Origin of the sequence: Nocardia sp. NPDC058658 (genome assembly GCF_042716665.1) — a bacterium.
Taxonomy (GTDB): Bacteria; Actinomycetota; Actinomycetes; order Mycobacteriales; family Mycobacteriaceae; genus Nocardia.
The window spans coordinates 28,600-51,240 of sequence record NZ_JBHXRR010000032.1 but is presented as its reverse complement, the minus strand read 5'-3'; the positions used below and the strand labels follow the sequence as shown (position 1 = coordinate 51,240).

The following is a 22,641-nucleotide window of genomic DNA, read 5'->3' as shown; positions in this document are numbered from 1 at the left end:
CCCCGCGCTTCGCGCATGCGCAACGGCGGCTAACTCGCGGCCGGGCCGCTACCGCCGCTGCGCGGCGGGACCCTCCTCGAGGTCGGGTCGTGCGGGGTTGGGAATGCGGTTATGGCGGTTTTCGGGGTGTGCCTCGACGCAACCGCGGCTAGCTTCGCGGCAGTGCCGCTACCGCTGCTGCGCGGTGGGACCTTTCTCGAGGCTGGTCGTGCGTGGCTGGTGGTGCGGTCATGGGGGCCGGGGTGTGTGGTGGCTGGTGGTGCGGTAGGGCTGCGGGGTTTGAGGTGCGGTAGGGCGGCGGTTGTTGTTCGCCGCCCTACCTGGTGGGTCTACTTTGCGTCGAATTCTCTTGCGCGGAGGGAGCGTTCGATGCCTGCTCGGCCTTCGGAGACCAGGCGGTAGAGGGCGGGTGGGTGGTTGCCTGCGAGGAAGTCGTCGGCTTTGGTTACTGCTTCTTCGGTGATTGCCCAGTGGGGGTAGAGGCCGATGACGACGGTTTGGGCTACTTCGCTCGAGCGGCGGTCCCAGACTGCGGGGATTTCGGCGAAGTACTTGTCCACGTAGGGGGCCAGCAGGTCGCCCTGGCCTGCGGGGGCGAAGCCGCCGACGATGGCGCGGGCGGTGATGTTGGGGACCGAGTCGTCGCCCATCACGGTGTTCCAGGCCTTGGCTTTGACCTCGGCGATCGGGCGCGCGGTGGCCGCGGTGGCCGCCTGACGCTTGCCTGCCGCGGTCGGGTCGGCCTGCAGTTCGGCGTCGATGGTGGGGGTGTCGATGCCGTCGGCGTCGATCCGGCCGCCCGCTGCCAAGGCGGTGACGACGCGCCAGCGCAGGTCGGTGTCGATGGTGAGCCCGGCCAAACCGGCCGCGGCCGGGTCGCCGTCGAGTAGTTGGGCCAGTACGTCGAGGTGGCGTGCTTCCAGCTTCGACCCGGTCAGCGCGTTGACGAAGGCCAGCTGGTAGTCCGAACCGGCCTCGGCGCCGCGGGCCAGTTCGAGCAGCCGGTCGGCGAAGGCGGGCCAGCCTTCCTGGTCGGCCCACGCCGGGTCGGCGTAGCTCGAGATGGCGGTGGCGGCCTGCATGAGCAGGCGCTGCACCACCCCGATCTCGGATTCGGAGCCGATCCCGCGCTGGACGAGTGCGACGAAATCGCGGGCCTTCATCTCGGCCTGCCGGGTCATCTCCCAGGCGGCCGACCAGGCCAGCGTGCGCGGTAGCGAGTCGGCGATGTCACCGACGCGCTGCACGACCACGTCGAGGGAATCGGGGTCCAGACGCAGCGAGCAGTAGGTGAGGTCGTCGTCGTTGACCAGCACCAGCGCACCGCGCGGCACGCCGACCAGTTCGGGCACTTCGGTGCGTCCGGCGGCGTCGAGGTCGAGCTCGACTCGCTTGGTGCGCACCAGCTTTCCGTCGACATCGTCGTAGACGCCGATCGCGATCCGGTGCACCCGGTACTCGCCCGCACCGGGCGCGGCGCCTTCCTGCACGACCGCGAAGTTCGCGAAGGTGCCGTCGGCGGCGACGGTGAAATCGGGGCGCAGGATATTGAGCCCGGTGGTCTTGAGCCACTGCGCGCCCCAGTCGGACAGGTCACGCCCCGACGCCTTCTCCAGCGCGGCGAGCAGATCGTCGAAAGTGGCGTTGCCGTAAGCATGTTCGGCGAAGTAGTCGCGCAGTCCGGCCAGGAACGGCTGCAACCCGACGTAAGCCACGAGCTGCTTGAGTACCGAAGCGCCCTTGGCATAGGTGATTCCGTCGAAGTTGACCTCCACCGCGTGCAGGTCGGGGATGTCGGCGGCGATCGGGTGGGTGGAGGGCAGCTGGTCCTGGCGGTAGGCCCAGGACTTCTCCACATTCGCGAAAGTGGTCCAGGCACTGGTGTATTCGGTGGCTTCGGCCTGGCACAGCACCGAGGCGAAGGTCGCGAACGACTCGTTCAACCACAGGTCGTCCCACCACTTCATGGTGACCAGGTCGCCGAACCACATGTGCGCCATCTCGTGCAGCACGGTCTCGGCGCGACGCTCGTACGACGCGCGGGTCACCTTGGACCGGAACACGTAGTCCTCGAGGAAGGTGACCGCGCCCGCGTTCTCCATGGCGCCCGCGTTGAACTCGGGCACGAACAGTTGGTCGTACTTGCCGAACGCGTACGGCACGCCGAAGTTGTTGTGGTAGAACTCGAAACCCTGCTTGGTCTCGGTGAACAGCCGCTCGGCGTCCATGTACTCGGCCAGCGACGCACGGCAGTACAGGCCAAGGGGGATCTCGCCGCTCGCGTCGCTGAACGTGTCGGTCCACTTCGCGTACGGGCCCGCGATCATGGCGACCAGGTAGGTGCTCATCAGCGGGGTGGTGGCGAAGGTGTGGCGCACGACCGCGCCGATCTTGTGCTGTTCGATATCGGCACCGTTGGAGATGACCGCCCAGTCCTCGGGCGCGGTGGCGACGATGTCGAAGGTGGCCTTGAGATCGGGCTGATCGAAGCAGGCGAACATACGCTTGGCATCGGCGGTCTCGAACTGCGAGTACAGGTACACATTGTCGTCAGTCGGATCGACGAACCGGTGCAGGCCCTCGCCGGTGTGCGAGTACTCGCAGTCGGCCTCGACGACCAGTTCGTTGTTCTCGGCCAGCTCTGGCAGCGCGATCCCGGTCGACTCGTCATATCCACTCACATCGAGGGCAACCCCGTTGAGCACCGCCGACCGCACCCGCGCGGCCACCAGATCGATGTAGGTGCTCGCGCGAGGAGTGGCGGTAAAGCTGACCGTGGTCTTGGACCCGAACGTGTCCGACACCTCGGACCCGGCACCGCGCGGCTGATCGGTGAGGTCGAGTTCGATCCGATAGTTCTGCACAGCCACAACGGCGGCACGCTCGACCGCTTGATCGCGGGTGAGATTCGGGGCAGACATTGATCTCCTTCGCTCTACGACGTACACGGCTCTTCGGCGTCCACAATGCCACCCCGGCCGTAGCGGCGCGCGCAAGTTTTCCCTGCGATGATTTCGGCTCCTGGTCGGCCGAGTACATTCCCGATGACCATGAACGATCGTGGTCGCTCGATCGGCGCGACGGCGCCACGCTCGTAGGGAATTTCGTGATCATCTGGACCCGCTGGGGAATCTTGTTCTTTCTGCTCATCCCGGTGGTGATCCTGCCCGCGCTCGCGGTCGAGGAGTCGCTGATGGGTGGGCCTGCGCGCGGCGCGGGCGCGGCGCTGTTGTTCGGGCTGAACGCGCTGATCGTCACCGTGGTGTGGGCGTTGCTGTGGTACCTGATCGACGGGCTGGACAAGCCGCGCCGCCTCGAGGTCGTCGGTGTCGACGGCACGACGATGGTCGAGGTGACCCATCCCGAGACCGGTGAGCCGATCGAATACGCGCCGACGTCGTCGTTGTTCTTCGTTCCGATCAAGTATCTGCCCATGGTGTCGGGCACGGTCGCCTTCATCGCGCTCGTCGCCGGTGCCACGCTGACGGTCGCGACATAGGCGACGGTATCGTTTCCCCACGACAGGTTCGGTTCAGGGATTCGGAGGTCCACGGTGAAGCATGTGCACGCGGGGAAAGTTCGCGACCTTTACGAGGACGGCGATACCCTGCTGCTCGTCGCGTCGGACCGGGTTTCGGTCTACGACGTGGTGCTGCCGACGCCGATTCCGGACAAGGGCGCGCTGCTGACGCAGTTGTCGAACTGGTGGTTCGAGTACTTCACCGGGATCCCGAATCATGTGGTCTCGGCGACCGATGTGCCCGCGGAGTTCGCCGGGCGTGGGATTCGGGTGAAGCCGTTGAAGATGCTGCAGGTCGAGTGCATCGCGCGCGGGTACCTGACCGGCTCCGGTCTCAAGGAGTACCAGCGGTCGGGGACCGTGTCGGGGATCGCGCTGCCTGCGGGTCTGCGCGACGGGGACAAGCTGCCCGAGCCTATTTTCACGCCGTCGACGAAGGCGTCCGAGGGGCACGACGAGGCGATCAGTTTCGCCGATGTGGTGAACCAGGAGGGGCGTGAGGTCGCGGAGAAGCTGCGCGACCTGACCCTCGAGATCTACTCGCGTGGGGCCGAGCACGCCGCGAAGGCGGGCGTGATCGTCGCTGATACGAAGGTCGAATTCGGTTGGGACGGTGACGTTCTCACCCTCGGTGACGAAGTGCTGACCTCGGACTCCTCGCGGTTCTGGCCCGCCGACGAGTGGGAGCCGGGTCGCGCCCAGCGGTCCTTCGACAAGCAGTTCGTGCGCGACTGGTCGACCTCGACCGGCTGGAACAAGGAATACCCGGGCCCCGAGATCCCGGCTGACGTCGTCGAAGGAACTCGCCGCAAGTACGAAGAGGCTTACGAGCGGATCACCGGCCAGAAGTGGGCGGGGACGCAGGCTTGATCGGATGCGGCGCCAGGCGATAAGTTCTGGTGCCGCAACATCTTTGACGCAAGGTCACGCCGCGTTTTATCCGGGTACAGAAGGTCTTTTCGACGGCTGATCTTCGTCAGTGCACAGGCGCGTCTACGCCTTTGACTGCGCAGATGTGCGTCATGTTCTCCCTACCCCAGGCGCCGAGGGCGGCCAGCGCCGCGTTGAGTGAGACTCCGCGGTCGGTGAGCGAGTACTCGACCTTCGGAGGCACCTGCGCGTAAACCTCGCGGCTGATGATCCCGTCGTGTTCGAGCTCGCGTAGCTGCTGGATCAGCATCTTCTCGGTAACGCCCGGGATCAGGCGTTTCAGGTCGCCGAAGCGTTGGGTGCCGGTGAACAGAGCCCACAGGATCAGGGCTTTCCACTTGCCGCCGACGACGTCGAGAGCGGCGTCGAGTTCGCAGGAATATGGGCGCTCGCGTTGCTTCATGCTCGCCTTACTTACCTTTTGGTGGGTATTGCACTTCATAGTCGGTACTTGTCCAGTGTAGCGCAACAGGTGATTCTAGGAGGGCGTTGCTGATCGGCGGCGCAGAGCTTCGGAACTAGGAGAAAAATGGTCAACCAAGTTGCGGCACAGCATGTTTCGGTTATCGGACTCGGAGTGATGGGTACTGCACTGGCGAAGGCGCTGCTGGCCGGTGGCCACGAGGTGACGGTATGGAACCGCACTGCGGCGCGGGCTGAAGCGCTGGTTTCCGATGGTGCGAAGGTCGCGGCGAATTCCGCCGAGGCGATGGCGGCGGGGGATCTGGTCATCCTGTGCGTGCTCGATGATGCCGCGGTACGGGAACATCTCGAGCCCGCCGCGGACCAGGTACGCGGGAAGGTGGTGGTCAACCTGACCACCACCTCGCCCGAGCAGGCACGTTCGCTGGGTCGCTGGGCTGAGGCGAACGAGGTCGAATTGATCGACGGCGGCATCATGGCGGTGCCCGAAATGATCGGCGGACCTGAGGCTTTCGTGCTCTACAGCGGTGCGACCGCCGGATTCGAGCGATTCCGCGCGGTACTGGAGTTGTTCGGTCGCGCCGAATTCGTCGGCGAAGACCTCGGCGCCGCCGCTATGTACGACGTGTCGATCCTGGGTGCCATGTACGCCATGTTCGCCGCGTTCCGCCAGGGCGGCACGATGGTGCGTTCCATCGGTGGCTCAGCAGCACGACTGGCCGAGTTGACGGCGCCGTTCCTCCAGTCGGTGGCGGCCTTGCTCGAGGGGTTTGCCCCTGGCGTCGACAACCCGGCGGACTATGTACAGCCGCAGAGCGACGAGTTCACCGCCGCCGCCATCGACCTGATCGACAAGTCCGCGGCCGAATCCGGCAATCCCACCGAGCTTTACGGCGTGCTGCGCCGCGCGCTCGTCGGCTTGTGACCGAGAGTTCGACCGGCGTAATCGCACAAAACGGCGTCCGAGAATCAGTTTTCTGATTCTTTCGCGCCGAATTGTGTGATTACGCCGGACTGCGACACGGTCGGCCTGGCTCGGGAGGTGCACCCGAGCGCGCAGTGACCGGCCAGGGGCCACTGCGCGTCGACGGGGGTCAGGCCGTGACGAGGTCGACGGCGAGCAACTCGTCGACGAAGGCCTCGGCTTTCGCGTCGAACGCGGCGTAGTGGACGGTCCGCGCGTCACCGCTGATCGCCTCGCCGATCACGAGATTGCCCTCGGCGTCGATACTTTGGGGCTGCTCCTCGGCATCGGGGAGCAAGCCCACCCGGGAATTCGTGATGCCCGCGTATTCGGCCAGACCCACGTTGAGCTGGGCCTCCAGCAGCTGCTGCATGCCGGGGATGATCTCGTCATCCGCTGTCGCCCCTGCCAATCCGAGCCACAGGATGCGCTTGCCCGCCAGTCGGGGCTTGCTGCGGCCGTAGGCGAAACCGTAGTTCCAGACGCTGTCGATCCACCCCTTGAGCAGCGCGGGCACACTCTGCCAGTACACCGGGAACACCACGACCATGACGTCGGCGGCCAGCATGCGCCGCATGTGCGCCTCGACCGTGGGGGAGTAGACCTTGTCGCGATTGCCCCAGTCGGGCTGGTCGGCCACGGTCATGCGCGGGTCGAAGTTCTCGGCGTGCAGGTCGAGGAAGTCGATCGCGTAGCCGGCGGCGGTGAGCCGGTCGGCGGCCCGGCGGGCGATGTGGGCCGACAGTGAATCGGCGCGATGGTGGCCGAGGACGACGAGCGCGGTCGGGGCGGATCGGTCGGCGGTCGGCGCCGTGGTGTCAGGAGTTGCCGTGCCGCCTGCGACCGGCGACGTGCTCGGTGTCGGGGAGTCGGCGGTGCGCGATCCGGTGGTGGTCGGGTCGGCGGTGGCAGTCGTGGTAGCGGCGGACTGGGTCACGGTGGGCTCCTGTTCGATCGGATGCGGGCTTGTCGGCCCGGTCCATTCAGTGAACCGCGGATCACGTGGACGATCTATGGGTGATCATCTCCAGTCGATAGGAATTCGTCTACGCTGGTGAGGTGGACCCATTGAGTTCGTTGCTGAGCGGCATTCGTGCCGAAGGATCGGTCGTGGCCCATGCCGTGCTGCGCCCACCGTGGACGATTCGCTTCGCCGATCGTGCGCCGCTGATCATGGTGACGGTGCTGCGCGGCGGTGGCACGCTGGTGCTCGCCGACGGATCGCGCACGAGTCTGATCGCCGGTGACACCGCGCTCGTACAGGCCGGTGAACCGTTCCACCTCGCCGACACGCCCGCCGCGCTAGACCGTCCGCACGAGCGCTACGAGCTGTCCTGCTTCGTACCCGACGGCTTCGGACCCGCCGACTTCAACTGTGCCACACCGGAATTGATCGAGCTGCCGACGAGAACCGGTGTGCCAGGCGAGACTTCGCTGCTCGTCGGCGCCTACCGGGCCTCGGGGCGACGACACGAACGGTTGCTGCGAGCGCTACCGCAGGTGATGGTCGTCCACGAAGACCCCGAAATGTGCCGGTGGCTGGAACAATCCGCCGCCGACGCGGTTCGCATGAGCGCAGGCTCGCAGGCGCTGATGGACCGGCTGCTCGACTGGGCGCTGGTCTGCACGCTGCGCTCCTGGCTCGCCGAACAGCAACACTGCGCACCCGCCTGGTACCGGGGCATGGCCGACCCGGTGGTCGGACCGGCGCTGACCGCCATCCACGACCGGCCCTTCGACCGCTGGACCGTGGCGAGCCTGGCCACCGAGGCGGCGGTCTCGCGCGCCCTGTTCGCCCGGCGGTTCACCGAGGTGATGGGCGAACCGCCGCTGGCCTACCTCACCGAATGGCGGATGGCCGAAGCCGAGGAACTCCTGGCCGACCCTGCCCGCAGCGTCGCGCAGGTGGCGACCACCGTCGGCTATTCCGACGCCTTCGGCTTCAGCGCGGCGTTCAAACGACTGCGCGGCACCAGCCCCACCGAGTTCCGGGCCGCGCGGGTGTAGCGGTCGCCTCGTGCCGGGTGCCCACGCGCAGATTCGCCCGAGGCCACCCAGACGTGGAGCCTGTCTGGGGAGAGCTGCGCTTGTGTGGACCGGATCGTGGGGATCGCACCGTGGAGACCTGACTACGGCGCGGCGGGCGACCCCGAAGAAATTCGGAGTCTTCAGGTTCGCGGGGTGAGTAGGACGAGGGGAATCTCGCGGGTGGTCTTCTTCTGGTAGTCGCCGTAGCCCTTGTACGCGGCGACGACGCGCGGCCACAGCTGCGCGCGCTGTTCGGGGGTGGCGATGGTGGCCCGCATCGGGCGCTCCGGTCCGTTGCGCAGCGAGACCTCGACGTCGGGGTTGTCGCGCAGGTTGAGGAACCAGGCCGGGTGGGTGTCGTCGCCACCGCGTGAGGCGACGACGACGATCGTGTCACCGTCGATGATGGGGGCGGTCAGCATGGACTTGCGTGGCGAGCCGGACTTGCGCCCGATCGTGGTGAGTTCCAGGGAGGCCATCCCCATGAACGAGGTGCCGATACGGCCGCCGCTCACGGTGAGCAACGCGCGATGGACGGTGTTCATGATCTTCAGCTGCAGGTCGCTGGGCATACTGTGAAATCTACTCCGAGCGCCCCGGATCTCAACCGAGCTCGATGACCAGACGGTTCAGGAACGGTCGCTGGCCTTTACCGAGCTTCTCCGCCGCGGTGGCGAGGTCGAACCAGTCCGCCCGGTCGATCTCGGGGAACTCCGCGACCTGCCCCGATCGCGGCGGCCACTCCATCTCGAACGTGCCGGGCACCACCTCGGCCGGGTCGAGATCGCCCTCGACGGCCCACACCTTCAGGATCTTGCGCTTGGCCCCGCTGCGATAACTCACCTGACCGAGTTCGGCGAACTCACCCTCGGGTGCGGGCAGTCCGAGTTCTTCGGTGAACTCGCGACGGGCGGCGTCACGCGCGGATTCCTCCTCCGACACGTACTCACCCTTGGGGATCGACCACGCCGAGGCATCCTTCTTCGCCCACAGCGGCCCGCCCATGTGCCCGAGCAGCACCTCGACCCCGGCCTCGCGGCGGCGATACACGAGCAGGCCAGCACTGAATACGTCCGTCATAACCGTGAGTCTGCCAGGCGCGGTGGTGTGACCCGGTCGTGGCGTCAGTCGAGTGCGCCGACGAATCGGGGGCAAGCGGGTGAACTCGGCCCGGTCGGCGTCGGCCCAGCCGGTCATCGCGCGATCGAAGGCACCCGCGGATGGTCTCGGCGTCTACGCAGTGGCCTGCGGGCGGTGCGGTGTCGGACCTGATCCGTTGCGGTCGCCGGGTCGCAGTGCTCGGCGGCGGTGTGATCACCGCGGGGTGTCACTCGCGCGCAGGTGAGCGGTTACTCGCGTGCAGGCGAGTGGTCAGTCGCGCGCAGGCGGGCGGCGCGCAGGAGTAGGTAGTCGCGCTCCGGGACGCTCGCGGTCTGCCGCGCGGCGCGCTGGTATTCGCGCACGGCGCCAGCGGAATCACCCGCCATTTCGTGCAGGTGGCCGCGCACCGCGGCGAGGCGATGGGAGCGCGCGAGCGGCTCGGCGACGGTGTCGGTGACGGCGAGCCCCGCAGCCGGGCCGTGCACCATCGCGGTGGCGACGGCGCGATTGAGGGTGATCATCGGGTTGGGAGTCCTGCGTTCGATCATGTTGTACAACAGCAGGATTCGCGACCAGTTGGTGTCTTCGACCTGGCGCGCCCCGGCGTGCAGACCCGCGATGGCGGCCTGCATCTGGTACAGCCCAGTCAGCCCGGCGGGCAGGGTCGCGGTGAGCAGGCGCAGGCCTTCGGTGATCTGCGTGCGGTCCCAGCGCGAGCGGTCCTGTTCGGTGAGCGGGATCAGTTCGCCGTGCGGTCCGGTGCGGGCGGCGCGGCGGGCGTCGGTGAGCAGCATCAGCGCGAGCAGGCCGGTGACCTCGGTGTTGTCGGGGATCAGCGAACTGAGCGCGCGGGTCAGCCGGATCGCTTCAGCGGACAGGTCGCCGCGTCGCAAGCCGGCGCCGGAACTGCTGGTGTGGCCTTCGGTGAAGATCACGTACAGCACCTGCAGCACCGCATCCACTCTGGCGCTGTCGTGTGCGCCGTCGGCGAACGGCCGCTCCGACTCCGTCAGCCGCTTTTTCGCCCGTGAGATCCGTTGTCCCATGGTCGATTCGGGGACCAGGAACGCGGCGGCGATCTCGGCGGTGCTGAGGCCGCCGACCGCGCGCAGCGTCAGCGCGACCGCGCCCGCGGGTGGTAGGTCGGGGTGGCAGCACAGGAAGTACATGTCGAGGGTGTCGTCGTGCGCGACCGACTCCACGGGCACTTCCCGCAGGAAATCCGTTGTCTCCCTGCGTCGCCGCGCCACCTCGGCCCGCACCGCGTCGGCCATCCGACGCTGGGCGACCTGGATCAGCCAGCCGCGCGGATTTTCCGGCACGCCGTCGCGCGCCCACTGGGTCGCCGCCGCCAGCAGCGCATCCTGCACCGAGTCCTCGGCCAGGTCGAAATCGCCGAAGCGGCGGACCAGAACGCCGAGGACCTGCGGCGCGAGTTCACGCAGCAGGTCCTCGACACGGCGGATCACGCGGGTTCGGGCGCGCTCATCACCTGACGCACCTCGATGTACTCACCGATCGGCACGCCGCCCGGCCCTGGCGCCTCCGAGGCCTGCGCCGCGATCTCGACCGCCCGCTCGGCGGAGTCGACATCGACGATCCAGTACCCGGCCAGGAACTCCTTGGTCTCCGGGAACGGTCCGTCGGTCACCACCGGGGCCGAGCGACCATCGGAGCTCACGATCATCGCCTGATCGGGGGCGGCGAGGCCCTGTGCGTCGACGAGTTCGCCCGCGGCGGCGAGCTGTTCGCCCAGTGCTCGCTGGAAATCGATGTGGGCGGCGATGTCCTCCGGTGCCCATTCCGGCAGCGGGATATCGCAGTTGGCGGCGGGGGAGTAGGTCTTGACCAGCATGAATTTCATGATTCGGCTCCTGTTCGGTGCGCCGTGGTGGCGCATTCGACAACTGGTCGGAGCCGAGCCGCCGTCTTCGACACAACCGGCGATGTGAACTGGATCACAGTGGAATATTCGTGTCCGCGAGTCGGTCGGGATCGACGGGCTCTTCGGAGCCGATCAGCTCCTTGATCCGGTCGGTCACATCCCAGACGTTCACGTTCATCCCCGCGCGCACCTTGTTCTGCTTGTCGAGCCAGAACGCGACGAACTCGCGCTTGTCGAGATCGCCACGCACCACCACCCGCACATCGTCGCCGCGCCCGACGTAGCCGGTGTACTCCATCCCGACGTCGTACTGATCGCTGAAGAAGTACGGAAGCCGGTCGTACACAGCGACTTTGCCCAGCATCGTCTTCGCCGCCACCGCGGGCTGATTCAGAGCGGTCGCCCAGTGCTCGACGCGCACCAGCCGATGCAGCAGCGGATGCTCCTCCTCGGCGATATCGCCCACCGCGACCACATCGGGGTTGCTGGTGCGCAACGCCGCGTCCACCAGCACGCCGCCGTCGACCGCGAGCCCAGCCGCGGTCGCCGCCTCGATATTGGGCTGGGCGCCCACCGCGACCAGCACCGCCTGCGCGGGAACCACCGTGCCGTCGCCGAGCTGCACGGCCGTCGCATCGCCTTCGTCGGTGAGGATCGCGTCGACGGTGGTGTTGGTGCGCAGGTCGACGCCGTGCGCGCGATGCAGGTCGGCGTAGAACTTGCCCATTTCGGGGCCGAGGATGTTGACCAGCGGCAGGTCGGCCGACTCGATGATCGTGACCTCGACACCCTTGGCGCGGGCCTGCGCGGCGACCTCGAGACCGATCCAGCCCGCGCCGATGATGACCAGGCGCTTGTCGGTGTGCAGGACCTCGACGAGCGCGTTCGAATCGTTGATGGTGCGCAGCGTGTAGACGTTCGGGGCGTCGGCGCCGGGAATGTCGAGGGTGCGCGCGCGGGAACCGGTGGCCAACGCCAGCTTGTCGTAGTCGAGGGTGGACCCGTCGGGCAGCGTCACCGTCTTGGCGATCGGATCGAATGCGGTCGCGGTGGTGCCCAGGCGCAGGTCGACGTGGTGATCGCGGTACCAGGCGGCCGGGTCGACGGTGAAATCGGGCAGTTGCTGGGTGCCTGCCAGATGCTGTTTGGACAGGGGCGGGCGCTCGTACGGTAGCTCGTCCTCGGCGGCCAGCAGGGTGACGCGGCCGTCGAAGTCGTTGGCGCGCAAGGCTTCGGCGATCTTCGCCCCGCCCAGACCTCCACCGATGACGACGAAATGCTGATTCGAGCTCATGAACGGACTCCTTCTCGCGGACGACTCCGGACTCCTCGCAACTCGAGCCTAGTGCGCGTTCGGGTCGACGGGAACGATTCCGGCGGCGCCGCGGTTGCACCAGGCGACGGGCGGACAATCCCGCCGCAGGCTGACCCGAGAGGAACCCCACTGTGAGCGAACCGGCCACCAAGGATGTCGCCGATTTCTGGTTCGACCCGCTGTGCCCGTGGTGCTGGATCACCTCCCGATGGATCCTGGAGGTCGAGAAGGTGCGCGATATCGAGGCGCGTTTCCATGTGATGAGCCTGTCCGTGCTCAACGAAGGCAAAGACGATTTGCCACAGCGCTACGTGGACTTGATGGCCGCCGGGTGGGGACCGGTTCGGGTCGCCATCGCCGCCGGTCAGAAGTACGGCGACGAGATCCTGCTGCCGCTCTACACCGCGCTCGGCTCGCGGATCCACGACCGCAAGGCCGAATACGAGCGCGAGACGCCGCAGCAGACCTACGCGGCGGTCGTCGCCGACGCCCTCGCCGAGCTGAACCTGCCCGCCGAACTCGCCGAGGCCGCCACCTCCACCGAGTACGACGAGGCGCTGCGGGCCAGCCACCACGCGGGCATGGACAAGGTCGGCCCCGACGTCGGCACCCCGACCATCCACGTGAACGGCACCGCGTTCTTCGGGCCGGTGCTCTCGCGCATTCCGCGCGGTGAGGATGCGGGCCGGGTGTGGGACGGCGTGGTCGCGCTGGCCTCGTACCCGCACTTCTTCGAACTCAAGCGCACCCGCACCGAGGAACCGGTCTTCGACTGAGCGCACAACAGGGGGTGCCGGTAGCGGCACCCCCTCTGCGCGCTAGACCGGCTTCGGCGGCAGCGCGGGCGGTGCCGAATTCAGCGGATAACCACCCGGTGGCGGGATCATGCCGGGGTGCGGTGCGCTGGGCCGCCAGAACATCGGGCCCGGCTTACTGCGGTCGCGCAACGCCCACATCCGCCAGGTGAGCACCGGGTGGCTCGACATCGCGTTGACCAGCCAGATGAAACCGCCCCGGTCGGTGGCGGCCCGATCGGCCATCTCGTCGACACCCACATCGGTGTTGAGGTACTTGCCCGCGGCCAACGTCGCCATCGCGCTCGGCGCACCCTGCGGACGGAAACAGAAGCCGTGATTGTCGGCGGTGTACTCCTGCGCGCGGATCAGCGACGACCCGAGCAGCGGCAACCACTGCGCGGCGAACATGCCGAGCTGGCGCCAATACGACACGTGACCGGCGGCGATATGGCCGACCTCGTGGCCGATGATGAAGGCGAGACCCTCGGGTTCGCGTGCGGCGCCGCCGATTTCGAACAGGTCGCTGTAGACCACCACGAACCGGCGGAACCCGTGCCCGGAGGCGAACGCGTTGATCTGGCCGTTGCCCAGGATGACGTAGGCGTCGGGCGCCTTGGACATCCCGAATCGCGCCGCCGCCTCCTGCACCATCCGGTACCCCTCGGGGAACTGGGTGGGTGACATCTTCACGCCGTTCACCCGCTGGGTCGCCATGTTCAGACCACGACCGGCCCACAGCAGCACCGGCGCGAACAGCAACAGCAGCACATACGGACTGCTCAGGATCGAACTGGATTGCTCGACACCGTTCTCGTCGACGATGGGATCGGCGAAGATCGCGAAGGCCGTGAGCAGCAACGCCAGCAGGTACGCGACCGCGGTGATCATGATGACCACGATCAGCAACGGGATCTCCCACGGATGGCGGGCGGGGCGATCCCACGGCATCAGGCCGCGCGGGCGGTGCTGGGGTGGGGGCGGCGGGACGTGGCCGGGGGTGTAGTGACCGGGTGTGACGGGCGGATAGGCACCCGTCGGGCCGGGGAACGGCGAGTTCGGGTGCGCGCTCCCGGGGAACTGAGGCGGCGCAGGGTTGTCCTGTGCGCGGAAATCGCCGGGCCGCGAATCGGGTTGGGCCCACGGTGACGGCGGCGCGGCGTCTTTGTTCAGCGACGGCGTGTGCTCGGGTGCGGCGTCGGTGTGCTCCGGCGGGGGACCTGCCGAATGCGGGGAATGCGGTTCGTGCGGGTGCATGAAACGACTCTAAGCGGGCCTGCGACAATCGCAGCCATGCGCGTTTACCTGGGTGCCGACCATGCCGGTTTCGAACTGAAGAATCACGTCAAGGCCCATCTGCAGGAGGCCGGACTGGAGGTCGTCGACTGCGGCGCCCTCGAGTACGACGCCCTCGACGACTACCCCGCCTTCTGCATCGAGGCGGCCCGTCGCACCGTCGCCGATCCCGGCTCGCTCGGCCTGGTCTTCGGTGGCAGCGGCAACGGCGAGCAGATCGCCGCCAACAAGGTCGCCGGCGCCCGCTGCGCCCTGGCCTGGAGCGTCGAAACCGCCGTGCTGGCCCGCGAACACAACAATGCCAACCTGATCGGCATCGGCGGCCGCATGCACTCCACCGCCGAGGCGCTGGCCATCGTGGACGCGTTCATCGCGACCGCGTGGTCGGAGGAGGCGCGCCACCAGCGCCGCATCGACATCCTGGCCGAATACGAGAAGACCGGCATCGCCCCCGAGATCCCCGCGTACTGATACTGCTCCGCGTATCGCTCGGTTTGTCGACAGGAGTGTTTCTTGCCTGAGGGGCACACGCTCCATCGGATCGCACAGCTCCACCAGGATCGCTTTGCTGGTGGAGCTGTGCGGGTTTCGAGCCCGCAGGGGCGGTTCAGCGAAGGTGCGGCGCTGGTGGACGGGCAGGTGCTCGAGCGGGCCGAGGCCTACGGCAAGCATCTGCTGCATCACTATGCGTCCGGCCTGACGGTGCATGTGCATCTCGGGTTGTACGGCACCTTCAGTGAGGTCGAGTTGCCGATGGCGGCGCCGGTCGGGCAGGTGCGGATGCGAATGCTCGGGGCCGCAACAGATTTCGGCACCGACCTGCGCGGACCCACCGCCTGCGAAGTCCTGCTGCCACCCGAAGTGGAGGCGCTCACCGCGCGCCTGGGCGCCGACCCGTTGCGTGCCGACGCCGACCACGAACGAGCGGGAGAGCGAATCCGCCGCTCCCGCAGAGCAATCGGCGCCCTGCTGATGGACCAGGCTCTGATCGCGGGCGTCGGCAACGTCTACCGCGCGGAAGTCCTCTTCCGCCACGGCATCTCACCGTTCCGCCCCGGCACCTCGATCACCGCCGACGAATGGGACGCCCTCTGGGCGGACTTGGTCGACCTGATGCCCATCGGTGTCACCACCGGCCGCATGCACGTGGTCCGCCCCGAACACGACACCGGCGCACCGTCCTACAACAAGGACCGCCCCCGCACCTACGTCTACCGCCGCCAAGGCGAACCGTGCCGAGTCTGCGCGACCCCCGTCGCGCACAAGGTCATGGAGGGCCGAAACCTCTTCTGGTGCCCCACCTGTCAGCCCGACTAGAAAGAATCGGCTGAGCCGGATCGCGAAGTGCAGGCTTCGCGATCCGACTCAGCCGGCGACCGCCGTTCCCAGTTCGGGGTCGCCCGATTCAGCGAGCGCGAAACGCCGCCCGCCCGCCGATTTCGCCGAGTACATCGCGCGGTCGGCGCGGCGTAGCAGGTCGGTGAAATCGCACGTTTTTCCCGGTGGGCAGAAAGCGGTGCCCACGCTGGCCGAAACCGGTACCGGACCCGCGCTCGACCACACCGGGTCGCGCAGCGCCGCGACCACGCGGTGAGCCAGCTCGCCGAGGGTGTCGCGGCGCGGGTTGGCCGCGACCACGAACTCGTCGCCGCCGTACCGGCAGATCACCGTGTCGGGCGGGCACACCTCGCGCAGGCGGTTGGCCAGTTCGACCAGTACCTCGTCGCCGATCGCGTGTCCGTAGCCGTCGTTGATCTGTTTGAAGCGGTCGAGATCCACCACCAGCACGCCGACACCGCGGCTCGGGTCGGCGGCGAACGCACGGACCCGTTCCTGCAGGAGCGTGCGGTTCGCGAGATCGGTGAGTGCGTCGTGGGTCGCCTCGTGGCGCAAGCGGTGCTGCAGCGCGGCGATCTCCTGTACGCGCAGTGACACTTTCGCCGAGATGTTCTGTTCCTGTTGCGCCAGCGCGCGTTCCTGCAATGCCTGTGCGTAGCTGTCGATGGCCTGGCTGGCCACCAGCGGCCAGCGGGTCGCCACCAGCGAACCCGGAACCCCGGAGGGGAAACCGAGCAGCCAGCGACTGGCATGCGCCAGCATTCTGGTGCGTTCGAAGGGTGCCTCGGCCAATCGCGCGCCGAGCTTACGCGCCTGTGGGACCGGGAACGGTTCGGTACGGGCCAGGTGCAGCAGCCGCTCGACGATCTCGACGAGCACCGGCTCCAACTGGTGCGGCGCCGTGGAAGAGCCCGGTTCGGCGCAGACCGCGCGGGCCCAGGCGCGGGCCATCGCGGCGACCGGTGGCTCGATGTGGGTCATCGACATCACCGGCAATCATTCGCACTGCTACGCGGTTGGGTCCACCGAGTTCGGTACACGCTCACCGCCCCCTTTCCAGATACCCCCGTCCGGCAAAAAGGATCCTAGCAAGCCACCCGAGACCGAAAAGTCACGTTATAGAACGTGTTCTCGCGTCTCTCGCGAATGGCGATCGGCTATGACATCGCTGCAGCGTCTCCGGCGTTACACATTTCCCGAAAAGAATTTCGGGAGCCCGAAACATGCAGCGTGGAGCCCCTCTCGGGGTGGTGGACGTTGCGTTGCCATGGTCCCTCCTGGCACGGGGTGCAGGTCGTGACGATGTGGCAATAGTCGTCACGCGCACTCTCATGGTGGCCTACTCGCCGCCCACGTGCCAGGTTTTTAAGGAAAATTCTCCTATTTAATCCCCCGGTGGAGCTGACGCCGGTCCCCATGGGCGCACCAACCATCGTCGCGGGGCGGCTGTTTCAGGGATAGGGTCATTAGGCCCTAATCGGGCACGGTGACGATTGATCGCGTGCGGAGTGGGGTGCACCGGCTCACCGATGGCGCATCAATCGGGCAGGCAGAGGCCGGATTGGCATTTATCGCGCGGGGTTCGGTACAGTCGTGTCGCACACGACATCGTGGCGATCCCATCGATGTCGTATGCCTGCGGGTGTAGTTCAATGGTAGAACCTCAGCCTTCCAAGCTGATGGTGCGGGTTCGATTCCCGTCACCCGCTCAAACATGTATTGCCTCGACGGTGTTCTCGCTGATGAGGTATCGGGGTGTAGCGCAGCTTGGTAGCGCATCCGCTTTGGGAGCGGAGGGTCGCAGGTTCAAATCCTGTCACCCCGACCATCATTCGAATCCAGCCCCGGACCAGGGACTTTCCCCGGACCAGGGGCTTTTTTCGTTCTCGGGGCGCGATAGGGTGGCGCTCATGTCTGCAAACTCCAGGGTCGCGATCGTCACCGGTGCCGCACGTGGGATCGGCGCCGCCGTCGCCATCAAGCTCGCCGCCGACGGTAATGCTGTCGCCGTGCTCGACCTCGACGAAGCCGCCTGTGCGGGTACCGTCGCCGCCATCGAGGCCGCGGGCGGCACCGCGCTGGCCGTCGGCGCCGACGTCTCCGACGAAGCGGCGGTCGCGGCCGCGGTGGAGCGGATCGCCACCGAACTGGGCGCGCCGACGATCCTGGTCAACAACGCGGGCGTGCTGCGCGACAACCTGCTGTTCAAGATGTCAGTGGACGACTGGGACACCGTCATGAACGTGCACCTGCGCGGCGCGTTCCTGATGACGCGCGCGGTGCAGAAGTACATGGTCGAGGCGAAGTACGGTCGCATCGTCAACCTGTCGAGCACCTCGGCGCTGGGCAACCGGGGCCAGGCCAACTACTCGGCGGCCAAGGCGGGCATGCAGGGCTTCACCAAGACCCTCGCCCTCGAACTCGGCAAATTCGGGGTCACCGCCAACGCGATCGCCCCGGGCTTCATCGAAACCGACATGACCGCGGCCACCGCCGCACGGGTCGGCGCCGACTTCGAGGCGTTCAAAGCGGCTGCCGCAGCCGCGATTCCGGTCAACCGGGTCGGCACGCCCGCCGATATCGCCAACACGGCCTCGTTCTTCACGAGCGAGGGTGCCGGCTTCGTGTCGGGTCAGGTGCTCTACGTGGCGGGCGGCCCGAAGGACTGAGCAGGCTCCGGCCGTGCGCGCGTAATGGACGCTGTCGTGCCGGCTACGCGCAGCCGAAGCGGAAGTCGGCGCGTGACTCGGTGCCTGCCGTCAGGGTGACTCGAACGGGTTCGGTGACGGCCAGCCCGCAGCCACCGGGCACCGTCACGACTTTCGCCTCGTAGCAACCCACCGGCAGCGCCACGCTCGCCCGTCCGTCGGCCCCGCTGACCAGCGTGGCGACCACCTGCTCGGCGCCGCACGGTGTCACGGCGATATCGGCTCGATTCACCGGAATCGGTTCGCTGCCGGTGAAGGCCCAGGCGGTCAGGGTTCCCGTTCCCGGCGGGGCGGGGTCGGCGGTGGCCACCCCGGTGACCATCAGTGGTGCGAGTACGGACAGTGCGAGAAATGTGGCGCGCATGAACCTCTCCTCGTCGATGAGTCGGGTCGTCCGGTGCTGATGGTAGGCCTATCTCGGCGCGAATCCGCATGTCACGCGGGGGTTCGTCGTTGACGATTCGGCGACAGTCGGCGTCCGGATCGGCGGGCGCGCGACTCGGGTGGCGAAAACCGCTGGTCGTGCCGTTTTCGAGGCATCGGCTGTGTCATCATCCGTCGATGACCTATGTCGCTGATCCGCGCGTGGACGCCTACATCGACGCGCTACCCACTTGGCAGCAGGCGATTTGCCGCCAGGTGCGTGAGCTCGTCCACGCCGCCGATCCGGAAGTCACCGAGACGGTCAAACGTCGCGTCCAGCCCTACTTCGTTCTCGACGGCAACATCTGCGCACTGCTCGCCGCCAAGACCCACGTCAATATTTTTCTCTACGACGGCGCGATCGTGCCCGACCCGGACCACATCATCACCGGTGGGCACGACAACAAAACCGCCAGGACAGTGGCGGTCTACGAGGGCCAGATCCTCAACGAACGCGCGCTGTCGAAGATGCTGAAACAGATCATCGCCGACAACCGTGCGGGCGGCTGGCGCAAGATCAAGAAGGAGCGCGGTGCGTCGGAGTGATTCCCGCGCGTTCGCTCCAGACCTGTTCGGCGGCAACGGAGACGGTGGTCTGCTCCGGGTAGCGCACCGCCGACAGGGTGCCGCCGAAGACCGCGCCGGTGTCGAGGCACAGGGTGTTGTTCACCCAGGTGAGGGTGTGGACCGGGGTGTGGCCGTAGAGGACGGTGGCGCTGCCACGGTAGTCCTGGGCCCAGTCGTAGCGGACGGGGTAGCCGTGTTCGTCGAGTTCGCCGGTGGGGGCGCCGTAGAGGGCGAAGGAGCGGGCCCGGCCCGTGGTGGCGCCGTGCAGACTCTCGGGCAGACCGGCGTGTGCCACCACGAGCTTGCCTCGGTCCAGGAGGTAGTGGGCGGGTAGGTCGCCGAGGAAAGTGTGTGCGGCGGTGCGGAATTCGAGGTCTTCGTCGGCCAGCTGGGACAGCGACTGTTCGAGGCCGTGCGCGATGCGGACATTGCGGCCGTCGAGGGCGCGCATCAGCTTGTGATCGTGGTTGCCCGCGACGCACAGGGCGGTTCTCGCCGCCACCATTCCCATGACCAGGCGCAGCACGCCGGGCGTATCGGGGCCGCGGTCGACGAGGTCGCCGACGAAGACCGCAATGCGGTTGCCGGGGTGGGTGGCGCCGATCGGGCGGGCGCGGTCGTCGCGGTCGATGTCGTAGCCGAGCTCGCCCAGCAGGGTTTCCAGTTCGCTGCGGCAGCCGTGGACGTCGCCGATCACGTCGAACGGTCCGGTCAGGTCGCGGCGGTCGCGGGGGAGCAGGTCGGGGCGGCGGGGTTCGGTCATCTCCCCTTCATCGTCGTGCAGAGCGGGCTCGTGCCGCAACTGCGTTACTCGGCGGTGGGGATCGCCGAGTCCGGCCAGACCCAGTTCGCGACGACCGGGATGTCGGCGCCCTGTTCGCGGGTCCACCGGCGCGCGATCAATCGGGCATCGACGATCTCCTGGCGCAGGCCCGCCGCCCGCTCGCGTAGCCCGGGAACGCGGTCGATCACGTCGAGCACCAGGTGGAAGCGGTCGAGGTCGTTGAGCATCACCATGTCGAAGGGGGTGGTCGTGGTGCCCTTCTCCTTGTAGCCGCGCACGTGCAGGTTGGCGTGGTTGGTGCGGCGGTAGGTGAGCCGGTGGACCAGCCACGGGTAGCCGTGGAAGGCGAAGATCACCGGGCGGTCGGTGGTGAACAGGGCGTCGAACTCGGCGTCGGGCAGGCCGTGCGGGTGTTCGTCTGCGGGCAGCATGCGCATCAGGTCGACGACATTGACGAATCGAATCCGTAAGTCCGGCAGTCGATCTCGCAGGATCGCGACCGCGGCGAGGGTTTCCAGGGTCGGCACGTCGCCCGCGCAGCCGAGTACCACATCCGGTGTCGTGCCGAGATCGTCGTTGTGACAGGCCCATTCCCAGATCCCGAGTCCACGCGTGCAGTGCAGCGCTGCCTCTTCGGCCGAAAGCCAGTCCGGCCCAGGCTGTTTGCCTGCCACCACCACGTTGGCGTAGTGCAGCGACCGCAGGCAGTGGTCGTAGGTCGAGAGCAGGGTGTTGGCGTCCGGCGGGAGGTACACGCGCACGATGTCGGGGCTCTTGTTCGCCACCACGTCGAGGAAACCGGGGTCCTGGTGGGTGAACCCGTTGTGGTCCTGGCGCCACACGTGGGAGGTGAGCAGGTAGTTCAGGCTGGGGATCTTGCGCCGCCACGGCACGGCCAGGCTGGCGTCGAGCCACTTGGCGTGCTGGTTGAACATGGCGTCGACGATGTGGATGAACGCCTCGTAGCAGGTGAACACGCCGTGGCGGCCGGTGAGCAGATAGCCCTCGAGCAGGCCCTCGCACATGTGCTCGGACAGCACCTCCACCGCGCGCCCGACTGTCGACAGATCGACATCCCAGCGCCCGACTTCCTCCTGCCAGTCGCGTCCCGTCACCTCGAGAATGTCCTGCAATCGGTTGCTGACCAGTTCGTCGGGGGCGAAGGTGAGGAAGTTGTGCGGATTGCGCGCGGTGACATCGCGCAGCCAGCTGCCGAGCCCCCGGGTGGCCTCGTGCTGACCGGCGCCGGGTGCGACGACCTCCACGCAGTAGGTGCGCCAGTCGGGTAGGTCGAGATCGCGAATCAGTAAGCCGCCGTTGGCAACCGGGTTCAGGCTCATCGGCTGCGTGGGGACCTGCTCCAGCAGGGCGGGCACCGGCGAGCCGTCCTGTTCGAACAATTCCTCCGGCCGATACGACCGCAACCACAGCTCTAGCACCCGCCGGTGTTCGGCGTTGGTGCGTGCGTTGGGAAGGGGCACCTGGTGCGCGCGAAAAGTGCCCTCGACCTGGACGCCGTCGACCACCGGGGGACATGTCCAGCCCTTCGGGGTGTGCATCACGATCATCGGCCAGCGGGGACGTTTCATGTCGCCGTCTTCACGGGCGGCCTTCTGGAACTGCGCGATCCGGTCCATGCAGGTGTTCATCGCGGTGGCCATGGCCTGGTGGACCGGGGCGGGGTCGTTGCCGGAGACGATCAGCGGCTCGTAGCCGTAGCCACGCAGCAGCTCGACCAGTTCCTCTTTGGGGATACGGGCGAAGATCGTCGGATTGGCGATCTTGTATTCGTTGAGCGCCAGGATCGGCACCACCGCGCCGTCGCGACCGGCGTTGAGGAATTTGTTCGCGTGCCAGCTGCCCGCCAGGGGGCCGGTCTCGGCCTCGCCGTCACCGATCACACAGAACACGACCAGATCGGGGTTGTCGAGGGCGGCGCCGTAGGCGTGCAGCAGGCAGTAGCCGAGCTCGCCGCCCTCGTGGAACGAGCCGGGAGTTTCGGGTGCGCAGTGGCTCGGCACGCCGCCGGGGAAGGAGAACCGGTGGAAGAATCTGCGCATGCCGTCGGCATCGCGCGGGATGTCGGGTTCGAGTTCGGTGTAGGCGTTCTCGAGCCAGGCGCAGGCATTGGGGCCGGGTCCGCCGTGGCCGGGGCCCGCGACATACACCGCGTTCAACCCGCGCTCGCGGATCACCCGATTGGCATGGGCCCACACCAGATTCAGGCCGGGCACGGTGCCGAAATGGCCGAGCAGCCGCGGCTTGATGTCGGTGGGGACCAGCGGGGTGCGCAGCAGCGGGTTGCCCATCAGATAGATCTGGCCGACTGCGAGATAGTTCGACGCGCGCCACCACGCGTCCACCGCGACGAGTTCGGCGCGCGAGAGCGGACCGGGCGCGTCGGTGAGGATGTAGGGCTTCGGGGCGATGGTCTTGCCATGACCGTCGCCCACATTGTCCGCGGCGGTATCGGTCGTTGCAGTCATCGCGGACTCTCCTCGTGCTCGGTGAGCGGCGCAGTCCGCGCCGCGGGGCCTGTACGGGCACCGATCGAGGACCGGTGAC

22 protein-coding genes and 2 tRNA genes are annotated in these 22,641 nt (G+C 67.5%); 11 read left to right on the top strand and 13 right to left on the bottom strand.

The annotated features are described in order from the left end of the window. Window positions 1-329: 329 nt before the first annotated feature. Window positions 330-2,921, bottom strand: coding sequence for an aminopeptidase N (gene pepN / locus ACFWUP_RS29320; protein ID WP_379239209.1), 2,592 nt, complete (start codon window positions 2,919-2,921; stop codon window positions 330-332). A gap of 185 nt (window positions 2,922-3,106) precedes the next feature. Between pepN and ACFWUP_RS29315 the strand changes: the two genes are divergently transcribed. Beyond that, a complete protein-coding gene (locus tag ACFWUP_RS29315; RefSeq protein ID WP_379239208.1) occupies window positions 3,107-3,499 on the top strand; it encodes a hypothetical protein in 393 nt (130 codons plus the stop codon). Between the two features lie 54 nt (window positions 3,500-3,553). After that, window positions 3,554-4,390: a phosphoribosylaminoimidazolesuccinocarboxamide synthase gene (locus ACFWUP_RS29310; protein ID WP_379239207.1), complete on the top strand. Its 837-nt coding sequence runs from the start codon at window positions 3,554-3,556 to the stop codon at window positions 4,388-4,390. A gap of 106 nt (window positions 4,391-4,496) precedes the next feature. Here the strand turns inward: ACFWUP_RS29310 and ACFWUP_RS29305 are convergent, their stop codons facing one another. Continuing rightward, window positions 4,497-4,853 carry a winged helix-turn-helix transcriptional regulator gene (locus ACFWUP_RS29305; RefSeq protein WP_379239206.1) on the bottom strand — a complete coding sequence of 119 codons (357 nt, stop codon included), beginning with the start codon at window positions 4,851-4,853 and terminating at the stop codon, window positions 4,497-4,499. Between the two features lie 126 nt (window positions 4,854-4,979). Between ACFWUP_RS29305 and ACFWUP_RS29300 the strand changes: the two genes are divergently transcribed. Then, complete coding sequence (locus tag ACFWUP_RS29300) at window positions 4,980-5,798, top strand: NAD(P)-dependent oxidoreductase (RefSeq protein WP_379239205.1); 819 nt, start codon at window positions 4,980-4,982, stop codon at window positions 5,796-5,798. 169 nt (window positions 5,799-5,967) lie between these two features. Here the strand turns inward: ACFWUP_RS29300 and ACFWUP_RS29295 are convergent, their stop codons facing one another. Next, the gene (locus ACFWUP_RS29295) at window positions 5,968-6,774 is read right to left on the bottom strand and encodes an NAD(P)H oxidoreductase (protein WP_379239204.1); all 807 of its coding nucleotides are present in this window, start codon (window positions 6,772-6,774) and stop codon (window positions 5,968-5,970) included. Window positions 6,775-6,896: 122 nt separating this feature from the next. Here ACFWUP_RS29295 and ACFWUP_RS29290 point away from each other — a divergent pair, with 122 nt between their 5' ends. Further along, window positions 6,897-7,844 (top strand): AraC family transcriptional regulator, encoded by a 948-nt coding sequence (locus tag ACFWUP_RS29290; RefSeq protein WP_379239203.1) that lies wholly within the window; start codon window positions 6,897-6,899, stop codon window positions 7,842-7,844. Window positions 7,845-8,005: 161 nt separating this feature from the next. Here the strand turns inward: ACFWUP_RS29290 and ACFWUP_RS29285 are convergent, their stop codons facing one another. The 5 genes from ACFWUP_RS29285 to ACFWUP_RS29265 all read right to left on the bottom strand — a co-directional run bounded on the left by ACFWUP_RS29285 (window position 8,006) and on the right by ACFWUP_RS29265 (window position 12,145). Continuing rightward, a complete protein-coding gene (locus tag ACFWUP_RS29285) occupies window positions 8,006-8,437 on the bottom strand; it encodes a nitroreductase family deazaflavin-dependent oxidoreductase (protein WP_379239202.1) in 432 nt (143 codons plus the stop codon). A 31-nt stretch (window positions 8,438-8,468) separates the two neighbouring features. After that, window positions 8,469-8,945: an NUDIX domain-containing protein gene (locus ACFWUP_RS29280; protein WP_379239201.1), complete on the bottom strand. Its 477-nt coding sequence runs from the start codon at window positions 8,943-8,945 to the stop codon at window positions 8,469-8,471. 269 nt (window positions 8,946-9,214) lie between these two features. Beyond that, entirely contained in the window at window positions 9,215-10,435 is a 1,221-nt protein-coding gene (locus ACFWUP_RS29275) for an RNA polymerase sigma factor (protein ID WP_379239200.1), read from the bottom strand. Continuing rightward, window positions 10,432-10,830, bottom strand: coding sequence for a YciI family protein (locus ACFWUP_RS29270; protein WP_379239199.1), 399 nt, complete (start codon window positions 10,828-10,830; stop codon window positions 10,432-10,434). Before ACFWUP_RS29270 ends, ACFWUP_RS29275 begins: the two co-directional genes overlap by 4 nt. 94 nt (window positions 10,831-10,924) lie before the next feature. Continuing rightward, a complete protein-coding gene (locus ACFWUP_RS29265; protein ID WP_379239198.1) occupies window positions 10,925-12,145 on the bottom strand; it encodes an NAD(P)/FAD-dependent oxidoreductase in 1,221 nt (406 codons plus the stop codon). Window positions 12,146-12,297: 152 nt separating this feature from the next. Here ACFWUP_RS29265 and ACFWUP_RS29260 point away from each other — a divergent pair, with 152 nt between their 5' ends. Continuing rightward, window positions 12,298-12,942 carry a disulfide bond formation protein DsbA gene (locus ACFWUP_RS29260; RefSeq protein ID WP_379239197.1) on the top strand — a complete coding sequence of 215 codons (645 nt, stop codon included), beginning with the start codon at window positions 12,298-12,300 and terminating at the stop codon, window positions 12,940-12,942. Window positions 12,943-12,984: 42 nt separating this feature from the next. Here the strand turns inward: ACFWUP_RS29260 and ACFWUP_RS29255 are convergent, their stop codons facing one another. Beyond that, a complete protein-coding gene (locus tag ACFWUP_RS29255) occupies window positions 12,985-14,217 on the bottom strand; it encodes a M48 family metallopeptidase (RefSeq protein ID WP_379239196.1) in 1,233 nt (410 codons plus the stop codon). A gap of 36 nt (window positions 14,218-14,253) precedes the next feature. Between ACFWUP_RS29255 and ACFWUP_RS29250 the strand changes: the two genes are divergently transcribed. Together ACFWUP_RS29250 and ACFWUP_RS29245 are read left to right on the top strand one after the other, a co-directional pair. Next, window positions 14,254-14,727 carry a ribose-5-phosphate isomerase gene (locus tag ACFWUP_RS29250; RefSeq protein WP_379239195.1) on the top strand — a complete coding sequence of 158 codons (474 nt, stop codon included), beginning with the start codon at window positions 14,254-14,256 and terminating at the stop codon, window positions 14,725-14,727. A 42-nt stretch (window positions 14,728-14,769) separates the two neighbouring features. Further along, on the top strand, window positions 14,770-15,573 hold the full coding sequence (locus ACFWUP_RS29245; RefSeq protein WP_379239194.1) for an Fpg/Nei family DNA glycosylase: 804 nt from the start codon (window positions 14,770-14,772) through the stop codon (window positions 15,571-15,573). Between the two features lie 48 nt (window positions 15,574-15,621). Here ACFWUP_RS29245 and ACFWUP_RS29240 read toward each other — a convergent pair whose 3' ends face one another. Beyond that, window positions 15,622-16,575, bottom strand: a complete 954-nt coding sequence (locus ACFWUP_RS29240; protein WP_378918201.1) for a diguanylate cyclase domain-containing protein — start codon at window positions 16,573-16,575, stop codon at window positions 15,622-15,624. 657 nt (window positions 16,576-17,232) lie between these two features. Here ACFWUP_RS29240 and ACFWUP_RS29235 point away from each other — a divergent pair. The 3 genes from ACFWUP_RS29235 (at window position 17,233) to fabG (ending at window position 18,263) form a co-directional block, all read left to right on the top strand. After that, window positions 17,233-17,303 (top strand) — tRNA-Gly (locus tag ACFWUP_RS29235). A 42-nt stretch (window positions 17,304-17,345) separates the two neighbouring features. Next, window positions 17,346-17,422: transfer RNA gene (locus tag ACFWUP_RS29230), tRNA-Pro, on the top strand. An 82-nt stretch (window positions 17,423-17,504) separates the two neighbouring features. Further along, complete coding sequence (gene fabG / locus ACFWUP_RS29225; RefSeq protein ID WP_379239193.1) at window positions 17,505-18,263, top strand: 3-oxoacyl-ACP reductase FabG; 759 nt, start codon at window positions 17,505-17,507, stop codon at window positions 18,261-18,263. A 43-nt stretch (window positions 18,264-18,306) separates the two neighbouring features. Here the strand turns inward: fabG and ACFWUP_RS29220 are convergent, their stop codons facing one another. Further along, window positions 18,307-18,666 (bottom strand): hypothetical protein, encoded by a 360-nt coding sequence (locus ACFWUP_RS29220; RefSeq protein ID WP_379239192.1) that lies wholly within the window; start codon window positions 18,664-18,666, stop codon window positions 18,307-18,309. 197 nt (window positions 18,667-18,863) lie between these two features. On the opposite strand from ACFWUP_RS29220, the gene ACFWUP_RS29215 reads away from it, so the two are divergent. Then, window positions 18,864-19,271, top strand: coding sequence for a DUF1801 domain-containing protein (locus ACFWUP_RS29215; RefSeq protein ID WP_379239191.1), 408 nt, complete (start codon window positions 18,864-18,866; stop codon window positions 19,269-19,271). Here ACFWUP_RS29215 and ACFWUP_RS29210 read toward each other — a convergent pair. Both ACFWUP_RS29210 and ACFWUP_RS29205 read right to left on the bottom strand, forming a co-directional pair. After that, window positions 19,243-20,055 carry a metallophosphoesterase gene (locus ACFWUP_RS29210; RefSeq protein ID WP_379239190.1) on the bottom strand — a complete coding sequence of 271 codons (813 nt, stop codon included), beginning with the start codon at window positions 20,053-20,055 and terminating at the stop codon, window positions 19,243-19,245. The genes ACFWUP_RS29215 and ACFWUP_RS29210 overlap by 29 nt on opposite strands. Window positions 20,056-20,099: 44 nt before the next feature. Then, on the bottom strand, window positions 20,100-22,562 hold the full coding sequence (locus tag ACFWUP_RS29205) for a phosphoketolase (protein ID WP_379239189.1): 2,463 nt from the start codon (window positions 22,560-22,562) through the stop codon (window positions 20,100-20,102). Window positions 22,563-22,641 lie beyond the last annotated feature (79 nt).

Coding starts and splice junctions, on each gene's coding strand:
- pepN (WP_379239209.1), bottom strand. CDS start 2,921: ATGTCTGCCCCGAATCTCACCCGCGATCAAGCGGTCGAGCGTGCCGCC.
- ACFWUP_RS29255 (WP_379239196.1), bottom strand. CDS start 14,217: ATGCACCCGCACGAACCGCATTCCCCGCATTCGGCAGGTCCCCCGCCG.
- ACFWUP_RS29215 (WP_379239191.1), top strand. CDS start 18,864: ATGACCTATGTCGCTGATCCGCGCGTGGACGCCTACATCGACGCGCTA.
- ACFWUP_RS29305 (WP_379239206.1), bottom strand. CDS start 4,853: ATGAAGCAACGCGAGCGCCCATATTCCTGCGAACTCGACGCCGCTCTC.
- ACFWUP_RS29220 (WP_379239192.1), bottom strand. CDS start 18,666: ATGCGCGCCACATTTCTCGCACTGTCCGTACTCGCACCACTGATGGTC.
- ACFWUP_RS29285 (WP_379239202.1), bottom strand. CDS start 8,437: ATGCCCAGCGACCTGCAGCTGAAGATCATGAACACCGTCCATCGCGCG.
- ACFWUP_RS29270 (WP_379239199.1), bottom strand. CDS start 10,830: ATGAAATTCATGCTGGTCAAGACCTACTCCCCCGCCGCCAACTGCGAT.
- fabG (WP_379239193.1), top strand. CDS start 17,505: ATGTCTGCAAACTCCAGGGTCGCGATCGTCACCGGTGCCGCACGTGGG.
- ACFWUP_RS29250 (WP_379239195.1), top strand. CDS start 14,254: ATGCGCGTTTACCTGGGTGCCGACCATGCCGGTTTCGAACTGAAGAAT.
- ACFWUP_RS29205 (WP_379239189.1), bottom strand. CDS start 22,562: ATGACTGCAACGACCGATACCGCCGCGGACAATGTGGGCGACGGTCAT.
- ACFWUP_RS29280 (WP_379239201.1), bottom strand. CDS start 8,945: ATGACGGACGTATTCAGTGCTGGCCTGCTCGTGTATCGCCGCCGCGAG.
- ACFWUP_RS29300 (WP_379239205.1), top strand. CDS start 4,980: ATGGTCAACCAAGTTGCGGCACAGCATGTTTCGGTTATCGGACTCGGA.
- ACFWUP_RS29265 (WP_379239198.1), bottom strand. CDS start 12,145: ATGAGCTCGAATCAGCATTTCGTCGTCATCGGTGGAGGTCTGGGCGGG.
- ACFWUP_RS29210 (WP_379239190.1), bottom strand. CDS start 20,055: ATGACCGAACCCCGCCGCCCCGACCTGCTCCCCCGCGACCGCCGCGAC.
- ACFWUP_RS29240 (WP_378918201.1), bottom strand. CDS start 16,575: ATGACCCACATCGAGCCACCGGTCGCCGCGATGGCCCGCGCCTGGGCC.